Source organism: Paracoccus sp. (in: a-proteobacteria) (genome assembly GCF_030538495.1).
Classification (GTDB): Bacteria; Pseudomonadota; Alphaproteobacteria; order Rhodobacterales; family Rhodobacteraceae; genus Paracoccus.
On record NZ_JAUNTW010000004.1, the window covers coordinates 145,409 to 158,904 of the forward strand.

Consider the following 13,496-nt stretch of genomic DNA (forward strand, 5'->3'; position numbering starts at 1 on the left):
CCCCGCGATCACCCGGCCAGCTGCGCCCGATGGTCCCATGCCTGCCAATCGGCGCGGGCCAGCCACTGTTCGGCGGGCTGGCGGGCGGCAATGTCGGGGGCGACGTGAACTTCGTCAAAGCCCACACGGCGGGCCATGGCGTATTGATCCGCGATCAGGCGACCCGTGGCGCGCAGCCGCCCCTGATAGCCCAATTCCCGCAGCAAACGCGCCAGCGAAAAGCCGCGCCCATCCGAAAATGACGGAAAATCAATGGCGATCAGGTCGTGGCCCAGATAATCGCCCAGCGTTTTCGGGTCGGTGTCGGGGGCCAGCGTGATTGCTGCGTCTTCGGTCAGCGGGTGAAAGCCGTCATCACGAACGATAATCTGGTCGGTCATGCCGGAACCTTTCCGCGGACCATGCGCCCGCCAATAAAGTGGATGCCACATTCGGTCTTGTCGCTGCCGCGCCAACGGCCTGCGCGTGGGTCTTCGCCGGGTTTTACGGGCGAGGTGCAGGGCGCGCAACCGATCGACGGATACCCCCGCGCGACCAGAGGGTGACGCGGCAGGTTGTTTTCGATCATGTAATCCTGCACGTCCTGCGCGCGCCAATGGGCCAGCGGATTGACCCGCAGCCGCGACGGCTGTTCGGGTTCAAAGAACTGCAATTCCGTGCGCTCGCCGCCCTGAAACCGTTTGCGCCCGGTGATCCATGCGTCAAATCCCGACAGCGCGTTTTCCAGCGGCACGGTTTTGCGGAAATCACAGCAGGCATCGGGGTTGGTTTTGTGCAGATCGCCGTTCGGGTCGTGACGGGCAACATCCGCATCGGACGCGCGGATGATCTGCACATTGGTCAGGCCCAGTTTCGCCGCGACGCTGGCCTGATAATCCAGCGTTTCGGGAAACAGCATCTGCGTGTCAATGAACAGCACCGGCAGACCGGGCGCGACAACCGACACCATATGCAGCAACACCACCGATTCCGCGCCAAATGACGACACCAGGGCGACCTGCCCCAGATCGGGGTCACTGACCGCATGGCGCAGAACGCCCGTTGCGGCGTGGTGGCGGTATCGGTCGTTCAGCCGCGCGGCGCGGCTGTCCAGATCAGCGTCAAGCATCGGCCACCTCGGGATAGAGGGCCGCTTTGAACGGTGCCACGCCAAGGCGGCGATAGGTGTCGATGAACCGTTCCTGCGGATGGTCGCGCAGGTCCAGATAGGCGCGCATCAGGCGGTCGATGGCGGGAACGACCTCTTCCGCCGGAAAGCCTGCACCGGCGCGCTGACCAATGGCCGGAATGTCGTAGGCGTCGCCGCCCAGCGTGATCTGGTAATTTTCGACGCCCGCGCGGTCCAGCCCAAGGATGCCGATATGGCCCAGATGGTGATGGCCGCAAGCGTTGATGCAGCCGGAAATGCGGATGTTCAGGCGGCCGATTTCGTCCTCAAGCCCCTGATCGCGGAAATGGTCCGCGATGTCTTGGGCAATCGGGATCGACCGGGCCGTCGCCAATGCGCAGTAATCCATGCCGGGGCAGGCGATGATGTCGCTGGTCAGGCCCGCATTCGCGGTTGCCAGCCCCGCCCCCCGCAGCGCGGCATAGAGCGCGGGCAGATCGGATTGATGCACATGCGGCAGCGCGACGTTCTGATCGTGCATGATGCGCAGATCGGCGTGGCCATATTGTTCCGCCAGATCGGCCAGCAGGCGCATCTGTTCGGCCGTCGCATCGCCCGGCGTGGCCCCCGGCGCCTTGAGCGTGACGATGACGCTGGCGTAACCCGGTGCGCGGTGCGGGTGCAGGTTGGTGTCGGTCCAGCTGCGGAAGGCCGGGTTGCGGTCACGTTCCGCGGTGAACGCATCAACCGGCGCATCGCGGAAATCAGGCGCGGTGAAACGGTCGCGGAAAATCGCCAAAGCTTCGCGGTCGGCATTGTTAAAGCTGCGGCGGCGGGCGGCAAATTCCGCCTCGATTTCGTCGCGCATCACGTCCAGACCGCGTTCCAGCACGGTAATTTTGATGCGCGCCTTATATTTATTGTCGCGGCGACCGGCGAGGTTAAAGGTGGCGATGATCGCCTCCATATAGGGCAGCAGGTCGGCTTCGGGCAGGAAATCGCGAACGACCTGCGCCAACAGCGGCGTGCGCCCCAAGCCCCCGCCGATGGACACCTGAAAGCCCATCTCGCCGTCCTGACGCACCAGACGCAGGCCAATATCATGCGCCGCAATCACGGCACGATCCTGCGCGCCGCCGGAAATGGCGATTTTGAATTTGCGCGGCAGGAACTGGAATTCCGCGTGATCGGTGGACCAAGCGCGCAGCAATTCGGCATAGGGGCGCGGATCGGCAATCTCATCCGCCGCAGCACCGGCGAACGCATCGGTCGTCACGTTGCGGATGGTGTTGCCTGATGTCTGGATCGCGTGCATCCCCACACGCGCCAATTCGTCCAGCATGTCGGGAATATCGACCAGCTTCGGCCAGTTATACTGGATGTTCTGGCGGGTGGTGAAATGGCCATAACCCTGATCCCATTTTTCCGCCAGCAACGCCAGCACGCGCATCTGATCGGGGCTGATCGTGCCATAGGGGATCGCCACCCGCAGCATATAGGCGTGCAATTGCAGATACACCCCGTTCATCAGGCGCAGAGGGCGAAATTCGTCCTCGGTCAGGCTGCCATCCAGACGGCGTTCGACCTGCGCCCGGAACTGCGCGGCGCGATGACGGACGTAATCGGTATCAACGGGGCGAATATCAAACATTGGCGTTTTCCGACTGACGGGCCTGAATCCCGTGGAAATAATTGGACGGGCCGCGCTGACGGAACGCCTCGCGGAAATGGGTCGGTTCGGGGCCGTTGGGGCCGCGCCGCGCCTCGACCAGATAGGGGCCGACCACGCGGTCGGCCTGACCAATCGCGCGCAGCAGGGCCAGATCGGCAATCGCCTCATCTTCGAACAGGGTGGCTTGGCGCGGGTCGGCGGTCCAGCCATCATCGCACATCCAGATGTTATGACCTTCGCGCAAATCGTTGGCGGTGATGACACCGGGACGCTGTGCCGTGGGGGCAAAGGTTTTGGACATGGATTCGGACCTTTCGATAGGATGCACCTATATAGGATTTTGTTCTGGATTTTGACGAGTATCTGCGAAAAATAAGGACATATCTTAGCGTGGGGGCAAAATGCCAGAACAGAATCGTGAAAAAGCGCCAGATGCGCGAATGAATATCCGTCTGGATGAACTGGACCGCAAAATCCTGTCCCTGCTGCAACGCGATGCCAGCCTGTCGCTGGACCAGATCGCCGAACAGGTGGGCGCGTCGAAAACCCCCGTCTGGTCGCGCATCCGCAAGCTGCGCGACGGGGGCGTGATCCGCGGACAGGTCGCGTTGCTGGACCCCGACGCTCTGGGGCTTGAAGCGTGTTTCTTCGTCCTGATCCGCACCAGCGAACATGACAAAGACTGGGCCGGGCGGTTCCTGCGCGCCCTGCGCGACCGCCCCGAGGTGGTCGAGGCGCACCGGCTGGCCGGTGACATCGACTATATATTAAAGGTGCAGGTGCGGAACGCCCGCGCCTATGACCGCTTTTATCAGTCCCTGATCGCCGAGGTGAAAATCCACAACGTCACCGCACTTTTGTCGATGGAGGAGATCAAGGCGACCAGTGCGCTTCCTATCCCCGACGCGGCGGGGTAAACAGACGCAAAAGGGGGCCGTATGACCTGGACCATCTGGCATAAATCGACCTGTTCAACATCGCGTTTCGTGCTGAACGCGCTGCGCGATGCGGGGGCGGATGTGACCGTGCGCGATTATATCGCGGACGCGCCAACGGCGGATGAAGTGCGCGATACGCTGCGGGTGTTGGGACTGTCCGCGGGGGAACTGATCCGGCGCAAAGAACCGCTGTTTCGGGAATTGGGGCTGGCGGGGGCCGGTGACAACGCGCTGATCGCCGCCATGGTCGCGCATCCGAATCTGATCGAACGCCCCGTTGTTCTGGGGCCGAAATCGGCGTTGTGCCGCCCCAAGGAAACCGTGTTCGACCTGTTGGGGGCGCATGACCCGGCTGGTTGATCTGCCCGATCCCGACGATGTGCCGCTGCTGGACGTGGCCCTGTTGCCGCGCGTCGAACCGGGCGATGATCCGGTTAAGGTGCTGATCCTGTTCGGCAGTTTGCGTAAGGTCAGCTATTCCCGGCTGGCGGCGTTTGAAATGGCGCGGCTGCTGCGGCATCTGGGGGCGGATGTGCGGATCTTTGACCCGCGCGATTTGCCTTTGCCCGATCAGGCCCCCGGTCATCCGGCGATTGCGGAACTGCGCGATTACACGCTGTGGGCGGATGCGATGGTCTGGTCCAGCCCGGAAACCCACGGGCAAATGTCGGGCCTGATGAAAACGCAGATCGACCACATCCCCCTGACGCTGGGCGCGATCCGCCCGACGCAGGGGCAGGTGCTGGCCGTGATGCAGGTCTGCGGCGGCAGTCAGAGCTTTAACGCCGTCAACAATATGCGCATCCTTGGCCGTTGGATGCGGATGTTCACGATCCCGAACCAGTCATCCGTCGCCCGCGCTTATCAGGAATTTGACGCGGACGGGCGGATGCGGGCGTCGCCCTATTACGACCGGATCGTGGATGTGGCGCAGGAACTGATGCGCCTCACCCACCTGCTGCGCCCACATCGCGGGCAACTGGCCGACCGGTATTCCGAACGCCGCGCCGCGCGGGTCTGACCCGCGCTTAGTTCCCGCCCAAAGCCCCCTGCAACGCCCGCATCAACGCATCATCCGAATCGGCGCTGTTGCTGGACGGAGCGGTTTGCGGCGGCGCGTTAGGCGCAGGCGCAGGCGCGGGGGAGGGGACTTGCCCGCTGATGTCCGCTTCGACCTGATTCATCACGCCCGCCAAGGCGGCGGCCAGCGGGTCATCGGCGGAACCGCTGGTGATGACCTTGGGCGTGTTCGGGCCGTCCGACATGATGATGCCGCTGCCGTCCGGCGACACGGTGGACAGGGGCAGCACCTCTAGACCGTCGTGAATATCGGACATGACCGCCTGCCAGATTTCGGCGGGCAAACCGCCGCCGGTCACGCCCTGCAACGGGGTGTTGTCGTCATACCCCATCCACACCCCGGTCACATATTGTTCGGTAAAGCCCACAAACCACGCATCGCGGTAACTGCTGGTCGTGCCGGTTTTGCCTGCGACGGGGCGGTTGCCCAGCTGCGCGCGCCGTCCGGTGCCGGATTCGATCACCTGCTGCATCATGTAAATCAACTGCCCCGCCGCACGTTGGCTGATGACGCGCTGACCATAGCCGCCCAACTGCCCCATCAGCGGCCGGTCATCGCCCGCAATCCGCAGTTCCACCATGCCATAGGGGGCCACGGATGTGCCGCCATTTCGGATCCCCGCATAGGCGCCGGTCAGTTCCAGCAGAGTCGCTTCGGACGCGCCCAGACCCAGCGAGGGGCTGGTGGTCAGGTTGCTGACGATGCCGAAATCATGGGCGATCCGGCGCACAGCATTGCGGCCCACGGATTCCTGCAACCGGATGGTGGCGGTGTTCAGCGACTGCGCCAGTGCCTGCGTCAGCGTGACCATGCCGCGATAATTGCGGGTATAGTTCTGGGGCGACCAGCTGCGCCCGCCGGGGATGCGGATGGTTAAGGGGCCATCTTCGACCCGCGATGACGGCGCATAGCCGCCTTCCAATGCGGCGGCGAACACAAAGGGTTTGAAGCTGGACCCGGTTTGGCGTTTCGCCTGCACCGCGCGGTTGAACGTGCCGTGCGCGGTATTGTCGCGCCCGCCGATCATCGCGCGCACCGCGCCATCGGCGGACATGACAACCACAGCGGCCTGCGCCTGCGATCCGTCGCGCACCTTTTCATCGAACACGCGCTGCAACGCGCGTTCCGCCGCGCGCTGAATCCGCTGGTCAAAGGTGGTGAGCAGCGTCACATCTTCGGTCGTTTCGCTTGTCAGGAAACCGGGGCCGGATTCCATCACCCAATCCGCGAAATATCCCCCCGCGCGGGCGGCGGCGGCCTGTGACAGCGTGGCGGGGTTGGCGCGGGCCTCGGCCAGTTGGGCGTCGGTCAGATAGCCTTCTTCGTTCATCGCGCCCAGGATCACGCTGGCGCGTTCCTGCGCCAGACGCAGATTGGCGGTCGGCGCGTAACGGCTGGGCGCGCGCAACAGACCTGCCAGCATCGCGGCTTGCTGAGTGTTCACATCCGACGCGGGGCGGTTGAAATAACGCTGGCTTGCGGCCTCGAACCCGCGCGCGCCGGCCCCCAGATAGGACCGGTTCATATAGATGTTCAGAATGTCATCTTTGCTGTATTTCAGTTCCATTGCAAAGGCATAGGGAACCTCTTTGATTTTGCGCCACAGGCTGCTGACGCGGCAGGACGCCTCGAATTCGGATTCGTTGGCCCAGCGGATCGGGTCGAATGTTTCGCCCAGACACAGCAGTTTCGCGACCTGAACGGTGATGGTGGACCCGCCCGCGCCTTCGAACGCGCCGCGCCCGGCCTGCATGTTGTTGCGAATGGCGCCCGCGATGCCGCGCGGATCGACGCCCAGATGTTGGTAAAACCGGCGATCCTCGGTCGCGATGACGGCCTGTTTCAGCACGGGGGCGATTTCGTCGCTGGTCACCGCGCCATAGGTTTCGCCACGCCACGCAAACACCCGCCCGTCGCGGTCCAGCATGGTAACGCTGCCGCGCGCGCGCCCGTCAAACAAATCTTCGGGTTCGGGCAGCGATGAATAATAATAGGCTGTGGACAGCGCCAGAATCAGCACAACGACCATGCCCAGCCGCCAGACCGAGCCCCAGATGATGCGCCAGATCAGCACGATCAGGCCGACGATCCAGCCGATCGGTCCACCTGCGCGGCGGGGCTGGCGGCTGTGGCGCTTGACGCGGGTGGCGTCGTCGGATTGCGCAAAGCTGCGTTTGTCCGCGATGGGACGTTTGCCCGAACGCGTCGGGGTGCCGGTGGGTTTTTTCATGCCTGCGTTCCTGCCCGGCCGTTTTTCCGGCCCATTTCCGGCGCAACATACCGTAATTTTTGCGGTTTGTGAATTGCGCTGACCAATCCGTGAAGATGGGGCGCGCAAAACGAAAATTGGCCGCAAATTGCGGCCAATTCGGGCGATTCTGCGCGGATCAGGCGCGTTTGCGGCGCAGCCAGCCCAGACCGGCCAGACCACCCAGCAGCAGGAACCCCGATGCGGGCAGCGGCACCGCAGGCGGGTTCACGGGCGCGGGCGGCGGCAGCGGAATGTCAGTCAGCAAGTCCTGCACCGTCGCGTGATGCAGCATCATCATGTAACGCGTGCCGGTATAATCCGGGCGGCTGATGTCGTTCAGCCAGGTTTGCGCCACGCTGTAAGTCGACCGCGCATTGGCCGAGACGCGGAACCGACCGGCGCTTAGATCATAGCCGTCGTCATGGGTGATTTCCCACAGGGCCAACTGAAACGCAATCTGACCTATGACGGTCTTCATCCCCTCATCCCAAGCGCGGTGAACCAGCTTGGCGATCCGGTCAATGCGTTCCTGATCCAGAATCGTGCGCTTTTCATATGTGACGAGCTGTACCGTCCCATTCGGATTTCTCGCACCGAACATGCCGTGCGACAATTCCAGACAGAAGGCCGTGAATTGGCGGACCTGACCGGCAATGGTGGTTTCCAAGTGGAAACGGCCCACATTGGCAGCGACCCCGTTCCATTCGCCCACATTGTTTCCGGTCGGGTCGGTTTGTTCCGTCGCCCCGCTGCTGCGGCCATAGGTATACGAGACTTCTCTGTAACCCCACAACCCGCCCGCCGTGGTCGAGCCAGCACGGGGTTTATATTTGCCTGTGGCGCCTTCGTTGGTCACCTGATAGCGCAATTGCATTTCATCCGGCCAAACGACCGACGCAGCGCCGGGGGCAGCAACCGCCACAGCCAGAACAGCAGCGCAGGCAGCCGCTTTGATACGGGTAAACATAGGACACCTCACGAACGAATAAACTTGCTGATGGCATACCGATCTTTGGCCATAGCGTCGATTAATTTTTATCCCACCTGACCAAAAGAACAGGTTAACGGTGCCTTGCTGTCATAAAAAACCAGCGATACTGTCGTGATTTTGTAGCAAAGGGCAGGTTTCAGCCCCTTATGCCACCCGCGCCACAACGAAATCCGCCAGATCGGCCAGCATTTGACGAATCGGATGGTCGGGCAGGGCCTTTAACGCCGCCTTGGCCCGCGCCGCCCACGCCAAGGCGTCCGCCCGCGCCGCATCCATGGCACCGTGCCGCGCCATCACGGCCAAGGCGTGGTCCAGATCGCCGTCGCGCTGATCGCCGCGTTCAATCACCCGTTCCCAGAACGCGCGTTCGTCCGCATCCGCCGCCGCCACGGCCTTAATCACCGGCAGGGTCAGTTTGCGTTCGCGGAAATCATCGCCCACATTTTTGCCGATGGTGTCCGTCGCCCCGCCATAATCCAGCAGGTCGTCCACAATCTGAAACGCAATCCCCAAGGCATCGCCGTAATCAAACAGCGCCTGCACCTGATCCGCGGGCGCGTTCGCGATGACGCCGCCCACCTCGGTCGCGGCGGAAAACAGCGCCGCCGTCTTGCCGCGAACCACCTGAAGATAAACGGATTCATCCGTGCGCAGGTCTTGGGCGGCGGTCAGTTGCAGCACCTCACCCTCGGCAATGGTGGCACTGGCATTGGCCAGAATTGCCAGCGTGCGCAGATTGCCGGGTTCGACCATCAACTGAAAACTGCGCGCAAACAGGTAATCGCCCACCAGCACGCTGGATTTGTTATCCCACAGCAGGTTTGCGGTCGGGCGGCCCCGGCGCTGCCGGCTTTCGTCCACCACATCGTCATGCAGCAGCGTGGCGGTGTGGATGAATTCCACCGTTGCCGCCAGATGGATGTGGTAAGGTCCTGAATAACCGACCATATTCGCCGCCGCCAGCGTCAGCATCGGGCGCAGGCGCTTGCCGCCCGCGTCAATCAGATGGGCCGTCACCTGCGGGATGCGAGGGGCGTGTTTGCTGGCCATGCGGTCGCGGATCAGCGCGTTCACCGCGTCCATATCATCGGCCAAGGCGTCAGCCAGTTGATCCAGCGGTTTGCGGGTGTTGTCCTGCACCGTCATGCCTCTAAATGTCATTGCGCCCAAGGGATTGCCACGCCATCGACAAATTCGCAACCGCCCGTTACGATTTTGCTATGAAAGAACTGTTCCGAACCAACGACCCCGTGCGCATTTCCGCCGCCACCAGCCTGCTGCGCGGCGAAGGCATCATGACGTTCGAAATGGACCAGCATATCAGCGTGCTGCACGGAGGCATCGGCGCGCTTCAACGCCGCGTCATGGTGGCGGATCGCGACGAATTCATGGCCCGCGCCGTGCTGCGCGATGCGGGGCTGGATGGCTGACACGCGCATTGATGGGTTTCTGGGCGGGCGTTTGCAGATCGCGCAACCCGCGCGCGGCTATCGGTCGGGGGCCGATGCGGTGATGCTGGCCGCGGCCTGTCCCGCCACGCCGGGGCAGGCGGTGCTGGAACTGGGCTGCGGGGCCGGAGTGGCCAGCCTGTGTCTGGGCTGGCGCGTGGCGGGGCTGGCGCTTACCGGGCTGGAATATCAGGGAAATTATGCCGATCTGGCGCGACAAAATGCCGCGCGGAATGGTGTCGCGCTGCGGGTTCTGACCGGTGATCTGGCCGCGCCACCCGATGATCTGCGCAATGCTGCCTTCGATCATGTGATGATGAACCCGCCCTATTTTCGGGGTGGGACCGCCGCGCCCGATGCGGGCCGCGCGACCGCCCGGCACGAAGACACCCCGCTGGTGGATTGGATCGGCGCGGGGCTGCGGCGGCTGCGTCCGGGCGGCTGGATCACGGTTATTCAGCGCGCCGACCGGCTGGATGGGGTCATCGCGGCGCTGTGGGGGCGGGCGGGGGCGATCAGCGTTTTGCCGATTGCGGCGCGGGCGGAGCGCGATGCCGGTCGCGTGATTGTGACCGCGCGCAAAGGGGCGCGCACGCCCTTGCGTCTGTGCGCGCCGTTCATCATGCATACCGGCCCCGCGCATCGGTGCGACGGGTCCGACCTGACCGACGCCGCGCAGGCGGTTCTGCGCGACGGTCAGGGTTTGGCCCCGTTCATTGCAAAAGTTTCGTGACATCGCCCCCGGTCTGTGCTGCAATCCATCTGCGACACAAACCACAAGGAGGGTGCTATGTCGGTTGCTTCCCATGTCGAAGAGCTTCGTAAGAAACATCAGGTGCTGTCAGATGCGGTCGAAAAGGCGCAGCGCAGCCCCGGTTCCACAGACGCGGAAATCGCGGACCTGAAACGGCAGAAGCTGCGATTGAAGGAAGAAATTTCCCGGCTCGAGCATTAACCAAAACGGCCCGCGATCATCGCGGGCCGTTCGGTTCTGCGGTATGGTTTGCGGCTGGGGTCAGACGAAAAACTGACCGCCATTCGCGCTGATCGTCGATCCGGTGATAAAGCCCGCATCGTCAGACGCCAAAAACACCACAGCCCGCGCGATTTCTTCGGGTTCGCCCAGACGGCCAACCGGAATTTGCGGGATGATGCGTTCGTTCAGCACCTTTTCATCAATCGCGCGCACCATTTCCGTGCCGATATAGCCGGGGCAGATCGCGTTGACGGTGATTCCGGCGCGCGCACCTTCCTGTGCCAGGGCCTTGGTGATGCCCAGATCGCCGGCTTTGGCGGCGGAATAGTTGGCCTGACCCGCCTGACCCTTTTGCCCGTTGATCGAACTGATATTGATCACGCGGCCAAATTTGCGGTCGCGCATCCCGGTCCAGACGGGATGGGTCATGTTGAACACGCCGGTCAGGTTGGTGTCGATGACCTCTTTCCACTGCTGCGGGGTCATTTTGTGGAACATGGCGTCGCGGGTGATGCCGGCATTGTTGACCAGAACGGCGACGGGGCCAAGCTCATCTTCGATCTGTTTGATGCCCGCGGCGCAGGCGTCATAATCCGCGACCGACCATTTATAGGTCTTGATCCCGGTTTCTTCGGTAAAGGCGCGGGCGGCGTCGTCATTGCCGGCATAATTGGCGGCAACGGTATAGCCCGCATCCTTCAGCGCCTTGGAAATGGCGGCACCAATCCCGCGCGATCCGCCGGTGACGATGGCAACTTTTGACATGAAATTTTCCCCCCTTATGTCAAAATCTGTGACGCAACGGTAAGTTGCAAACGCCCTGCGCGCAAGTGTCGCAGGGCGTTCACATTTGTTTAGCGTTCCAGACACATGGCAACGCCCATGCCGCCGCCGATGCACAGCGTGGCCAGACCTTTTTTCGCGTCGCGTCGCTTCATTTCAAACAGCAGCGTGTTCAGGATGCGGCAGCCCGATGCGCCGATGGGATGGCCAATCGCAATCGCGCCGCCATTGACGTTCACGATGGACGGATCCCAGCCCATATCTTTGTTCACGGCGCAGGCTTGAGCGGCAAAGGCTTCGTTCGCTTCGACCAGATCCAGATCGCCGACGGACCAGCCGGCCTTTTCCAGTGCTTTGCGGCTGGCCGGGATCGGGCCGGTGCCCATGATCGCCGGGTCCAGACCTGCGGTGGCATAGGATGCGATGCGGGCCAGCGGGGTCAGGCCACGGCGGGCGGCCTCATCCTCGGTCATGACCATGACGGCAGCAGCGCCGTCATTGATGCCCGACGCGTTCGCGGCGGTCACCGAACCGTCTTTGGTAAAGGCCGCGCGCAGTTTCTGCATCGCGTCCAGCGTGGCACCGTGGCGGATATATTCGTCCTTATCCACAACCGTGTCGCCTTTGCGCGTTTTCACGGTATAGGCCACGATTTCGTCGTCAAAACGCCCGTCTTTCTGGGCGGCCTCGGCCTTGTTCTGCGAGGCGACGGCGAATTCGTCCTGTTGTTCACGGGTGATCGACCAGCGATCCGCGACGTTTTCGGCGGTCTGGCCCATGTGGTAATTGTTGAACGCGTCCCACAGACCGTCGCGGATCATGGTGTCGATCATCTGCAGATCGCCCATTTTCTGACCCGCGCGCAGATAGGCGGCGTGGTTGGACAGCGACATGCTTTCCTGACCGCCAGCCAGAACGATGGAGGCATCGCCCAGAATCACCTGCTGCGCGGCCAAGGCGACGGTGCGCAGACCCGAACCGCACACCTGATTGATCAGCCATGCCGACGCCTCTTGCGGCAGGCCGGCTTTGATATGGGCCTGACGGGCGGGGTTCTGGCCCTGACCGGCGGTCAGCACCTGCCCCAGAATGGTTTCGCTGACCTCGGCCGGGTCGATCCCGGCGCGTGCCACAACTTCGCGCAGGACGGCGGCGCCCAGATCGGATGCGGGAACATTCGCAAATGATCCCAGAAAACTGCCGACCGGCGTGCGCGCGGCGGAAACGATAACGGCTTTGGTCATGATTTCTCCTTCCCAGAGGTCCGGCGTGGCCGGTGGTTCGGCCACAGGATGCGGTTTCGTATCGTCACGTCAAGCCGTTCATGCCGATTGCGCCCGAAAAACCGTCATCGGTTGGCCACGGCGGGTGGAGTGGTCAGCGGCGGGGCCATGGTCGGGGCGCCGAAATAATAGCCCTGCAAACAGTCGATCCCGGCACCGATCAGGAAACTGGCATCTTCGGCGGTTTCGACCGATTCCGCGACGGTAAACATATCGAAATGATGCGCAATCGACATCAGCGCCCGCGTCAGCACCTGATTATCCGGGTTTTTCGAGATGCTGCGAATGAATTGCCCGTCAATTTTGATCATATCAAAGCAAAAATCGCGCAGATACCGGAACGATGTATAGCCCGCGCCGAAATCGTCCAAGGCCAGACTGATGCCGTGATCCTGCACCTCATACATGAAATCCTGCACCTGTTCGGGCAGCCCCATGGCTGAACTTTCGGTGATTTCCAGAATCAGCCGTTCGCCCAGATGCGGATCATCGGCCAGCCCGTTTCGCAGGGTGGTGATCCATTCGGGATAGTCGATGGACCGCGCCGACATATTGATGGACAGCCGCATCGCCGGATCCTGCGCCAATGCGCGCAGCCCCAAGCCCAGCGACAAACAGTCAATCTGCCGCCCCAATTCGGTTTTTTCCGCTGTGGGCATGAATTCTTTCAACGGGACAATGCGCCCGGTTTCGTCGATAATGCGGATCAGCCCTTCGTAAAAAGCGGGGGTTTCCGTGCGCCCCGCCTGCACAATCGGCTGAAAGGCCAAAGCCCCGCTGCCCCGCTGCACAGCGGCGCGCACCATGGACAGGGTTACGCTGTCCTGATGGCCGATCGCGCTGTCCAATGGCGAACCTGCTGTTTGGGTCTTGCCGTATTCCACCACCGATTCCCCTTATTTGAATCACTTTGTTGCACATTGCACATCATGGCTTAATTTCAGGTAAACCGGGATGGTTTTTTC

General features: G+C 62.5%; 16 protein-coding genes. 6 read left to right on the plus strand and 10 right to left on the minus strand.

Annotation, left to right across the window (positions count from 1 at the left end; all coding sequences use genetic code 11):
• Nucleotides 1–8: 8 nt before the first annotated feature.
• From Q4G20_RS05175 to Q4G20_RS05190, 4 genes are read right to left on the minus strand one after another with little or no spacing between them, the layout of a single operon-like run.
• Nucleotides 9–380, minus strand: coding sequence for a DUF934 domain-containing protein (locus Q4G20_RS05175; protein ID WP_303342314.1), 372 nt, complete (start codon nucleotides 378–380; stop codon nucleotides 9–11).
• Nucleotides 377–1,108, minus strand: coding sequence for a phosphoadenylyl-sulfate reductase (locus Q4G20_RS05180; RefSeq protein ID WP_303342315.1), 732 nt, complete (start codon nucleotides 1,106–1,108; stop codon nucleotides 377–379). Before Q4G20_RS05180 ends, Q4G20_RS05175 begins: the two co-directional genes overlap by 4 nt.
• Nucleotides 1,101–2,759, minus strand: coding sequence for a nitrite/sulfite reductase (locus Q4G20_RS05185; protein ID WP_303342316.1), 1,659 nt, complete (start codon nucleotides 2,757–2,759; stop codon nucleotides 1,101–1,103). Before Q4G20_RS05185 ends, Q4G20_RS05180 begins: the two co-directional genes overlap by 8 nt.
• On the minus strand, nucleotides 2,752–3,081 hold the full coding sequence (locus Q4G20_RS05190; protein ID WP_303342317.1) for a DUF2849 domain-containing protein: 330 nt from the start codon (nucleotides 3,079–3,081) through the stop codon (nucleotides 2,752–2,754). Before Q4G20_RS05190 ends, Q4G20_RS05185 begins: the two co-directional genes overlap by 8 nt.
• 139 nt (nucleotides 3,082–3,220) lie before the next feature.
• Between Q4G20_RS05190 and Q4G20_RS05195 the strand changes: the two genes are divergently transcribed.
• From Q4G20_RS05195 to arsH, 3 genes are read left to right on the plus strand one after another with little or no spacing between them, the layout of a single operon-like run.
• A complete protein-coding gene (locus Q4G20_RS05195) occupies nucleotides 3,221–3,697 on the plus strand; it encodes an Lrp/AsnC family transcriptional regulator (protein ID WP_303342318.1) in 477 nt (158 codons plus the stop codon).
• A 21-nt stretch (nucleotides 3,698–3,718) separates the two neighbouring features.
• Nucleotides 3,719–4,078: an arsenate reductase family protein gene (locus Q4G20_RS05200; RefSeq protein WP_303342319.1), complete on the plus strand. Its 360-nt coding sequence runs from the start codon at nucleotides 3,719–3,721 to the stop codon at nucleotides 4,076–4,078.
• Nucleotides 4,062–4,739, plus strand: coding sequence for an arsenical resistance protein ArsH (arsH, locus tag Q4G20_RS05205; RefSeq protein WP_303342320.1), 678 nt, complete (start codon nucleotides 4,062–4,064; stop codon nucleotides 4,737–4,739). Before Q4G20_RS05200 ends, arsH begins: the two co-directional genes overlap by 17 nt.
• Nucleotides 4,740–4,746: 7 nt before the next feature.
• On the opposite strand, the gene Q4G20_RS05210 is transcribed toward arsH, so the two are convergent.
• The 3 genes from Q4G20_RS05210 to Q4G20_RS05220 form a co-directional block, all read right to left on the minus strand.
• Nucleotides 4,747–7,029, minus strand: coding sequence for a transglycosylase domain-containing protein (locus Q4G20_RS05210; protein ID WP_303342321.1), 2,283 nt, complete (start codon nucleotides 7,027–7,029; stop codon nucleotides 4,747–4,749).
• A gap of 157 nt (nucleotides 7,030–7,186) precedes the next feature.
• The gene (locus Q4G20_RS05215; protein WP_303342322.1) at nucleotides 7,187–8,017 is read right to left on the minus strand and encodes a VPLPA-CTERM sorting domain-containing protein; all 831 of its coding nucleotides are present in this window, start codon (nucleotides 8,015–8,017) and stop codon (nucleotides 7,187–7,189) included.
• A 168-nt stretch (nucleotides 8,018–8,185) separates the two neighbouring features.
• Complete coding sequence (locus Q4G20_RS05220) at nucleotides 8,186–9,187, minus strand: polyprenyl synthetase family protein (RefSeq protein ID WP_303342323.1); 1,002 nt, start codon at nucleotides 9,185–9,187, stop codon at nucleotides 8,186–8,188.
• An 8-nt stretch (nucleotides 9,188–9,195) separates the two neighbouring features.
• Between Q4G20_RS05220 and Q4G20_RS05225 the strand changes: the two genes are divergently transcribed.
• Genes Q4G20_RS05225 through Q4G20_RS05235 form a run of 3 tightly spaced genes read left to right on the plus strand, consistent with a single transcriptional unit; the run spans nucleotide 9,196 to nucleotide 10,444 of the window.
• Nucleotides 9,196–9,471, plus strand: a complete 276-nt coding sequence (locus Q4G20_RS05225) for a DUF2007 domain-containing protein (RefSeq protein WP_368660779.1) — start codon at nucleotides 9,196–9,198, stop codon at nucleotides 9,469–9,471.
• Nucleotides 9,464–10,222 (plus strand): tRNA1(Val) (adenine(37)-N6)-methyltransferase, encoded by a 759-nt coding sequence (locus tag Q4G20_RS05230; RefSeq protein WP_303342324.1) that lies wholly within the window; start codon nucleotides 9,464–9,466, stop codon nucleotides 10,220–10,222. The genes Q4G20_RS05225 and Q4G20_RS05230 overlap by 8 nt, the downstream gene beginning before the upstream one ends.
• Nucleotides 10,223–10,279: 57 nt before the next feature.
• On the plus strand, nucleotides 10,280–10,444 hold the full coding sequence (locus Q4G20_RS05235) for a YdcH family protein (RefSeq protein WP_303342325.1): 165 nt from the start codon (nucleotides 10,280–10,282) through the stop codon (nucleotides 10,442–10,444).
• A 60-nt stretch (nucleotides 10,445–10,504) separates the two neighbouring features.
• Here Q4G20_RS05235 and phbB read toward each other — a convergent pair whose 3' ends face one another.
• From phbB to Q4G20_RS05250, 3 genes are all read right to left on the minus strand, one after another.
• Nucleotides 10,505–11,230 carry an acetoacetyl-CoA reductase gene (gene phbB, locus Q4G20_RS05240; RefSeq protein ID WP_303342326.1) on the minus strand — a complete coding sequence of 242 codons (726 nt, stop codon included), beginning with the start codon at nucleotides 11,228–11,230 and terminating at the stop codon, nucleotides 10,505–10,507.
• A gap of 89 nt (nucleotides 11,231–11,319) precedes the next feature.
• A complete protein-coding gene (locus tag Q4G20_RS05245) occupies nucleotides 11,320–12,492 on the minus strand; it encodes an acetyl-CoA C-acetyltransferase (protein WP_303342327.1) in 1,173 nt (390 codons plus the stop codon).
• A gap of 104 nt (nucleotides 12,493–12,596) precedes the next feature.
• Entirely contained in the window at nucleotides 12,597–13,337 is a 741-nt protein-coding gene (locus Q4G20_RS05250) for an EAL domain-containing protein (protein ID WP_303342429.1), read from the minus strand.
• Nucleotides 13,338–13,496 lie beyond the last annotated feature (159 nt).

Coding starts and splice junctions, on each gene's coding strand:
- Q4G20_RS05215 (WP_303342322.1), bottom strand. CDS start 8,017: ATGTTTACCCGTATCAAAGCGGCTGCCTGCGCTGCTGTTCTGGCTGTG.
- phbB (WP_303342326.1), bottom strand. CDS start 11,230: ATGTCAAAAGTTGCCATCGTCACCGGCGGATCGCGCGGGATTGGTGCC.
- Q4G20_RS05195 (WP_303342318.1), top strand. CDS start 3,221: ATGAATATCCGTCTGGATGAACTGGACCGCAAAATCCTGTCCCTGCTG.
- Q4G20_RS05180 (WP_303342315.1), bottom strand. CDS start 1,108: ATGCTTGACGCTGATCTGGACAGCCGCGCCGCGCGGCTGAACGACCGA.
- Q4G20_RS05225 (WP_368660779.1), top strand. CDS start 9,196: ATGTCATTGCGCCCAAGGGATTGCCACGCCATCGACAAATTCGCAACC.
- Q4G20_RS05230 (WP_303342324.1), top strand. CDS start 9,464: ATGGCTGACACGCGCATTGATGGGTTTCTGGGCGGGCGTTTGCAGATC.
- Q4G20_RS05220 (WP_303342323.1), bottom strand. CDS start 9,187: ATGACGGTGCAGGACAACACCCGCAAACCGCTGGATCAACTGGCTGAC.
- Q4G20_RS05190 (WP_303342317.1), bottom strand. CDS start 3,081: ATGTCCAAAACCTTTGCCCCCACGGCACAGCGTCCCGGTGTCATCACC.
- Q4G20_RS05235 (WP_303342325.1), top strand. CDS start 10,280: ATGTCGGTTGCTTCCCATGTCGAAGAGCTTCGTAAGAAACATCAGGTG.
- Q4G20_RS05175 (WP_303342314.1), bottom strand. CDS start 380: ATGACCGACCAGATTATCGTTCGTGATGACGGCTTTCACCCGCTGACC.
- Q4G20_RS05210 (WP_303342321.1), bottom strand. CDS start 7,029: ATGAAAAAACCCACCGGCACCCCGACGCGTTCGGGCAAACGTCCCATC.
- Q4G20_RS05185 (WP_303342316.1), bottom strand. CDS start 2,759: ATGTTTGATATTCGCCCCGTTGATACCGATTACGTCCGTCATCGCGCC.
- Q4G20_RS05250 (WP_303342429.1), bottom strand. CDS start 13,337: ATGGTGCGCGCCGCTGTGCAGCGGGGCAGCGGGGCTTTGGCCTTTCAG.
- Q4G20_RS05200 (WP_303342319.1), top strand. CDS start 3,719: ATGACCTGGACCATCTGGCATAAATCGACCTGTTCAACATCGCGTTTC.
- Q4G20_RS05245 (WP_303342327.1), bottom strand. CDS start 12,492: ATGACCAAAGCCGTTATCGTTTCCGCCGCGCGCACGCCGGTCGGCAGT.
- arsH (WP_303342320.1), top strand. CDS start 4,062: ATGACCCGGCTGGTTGATCTGCCCGATCCCGACGATGTGCCGCTGCTG.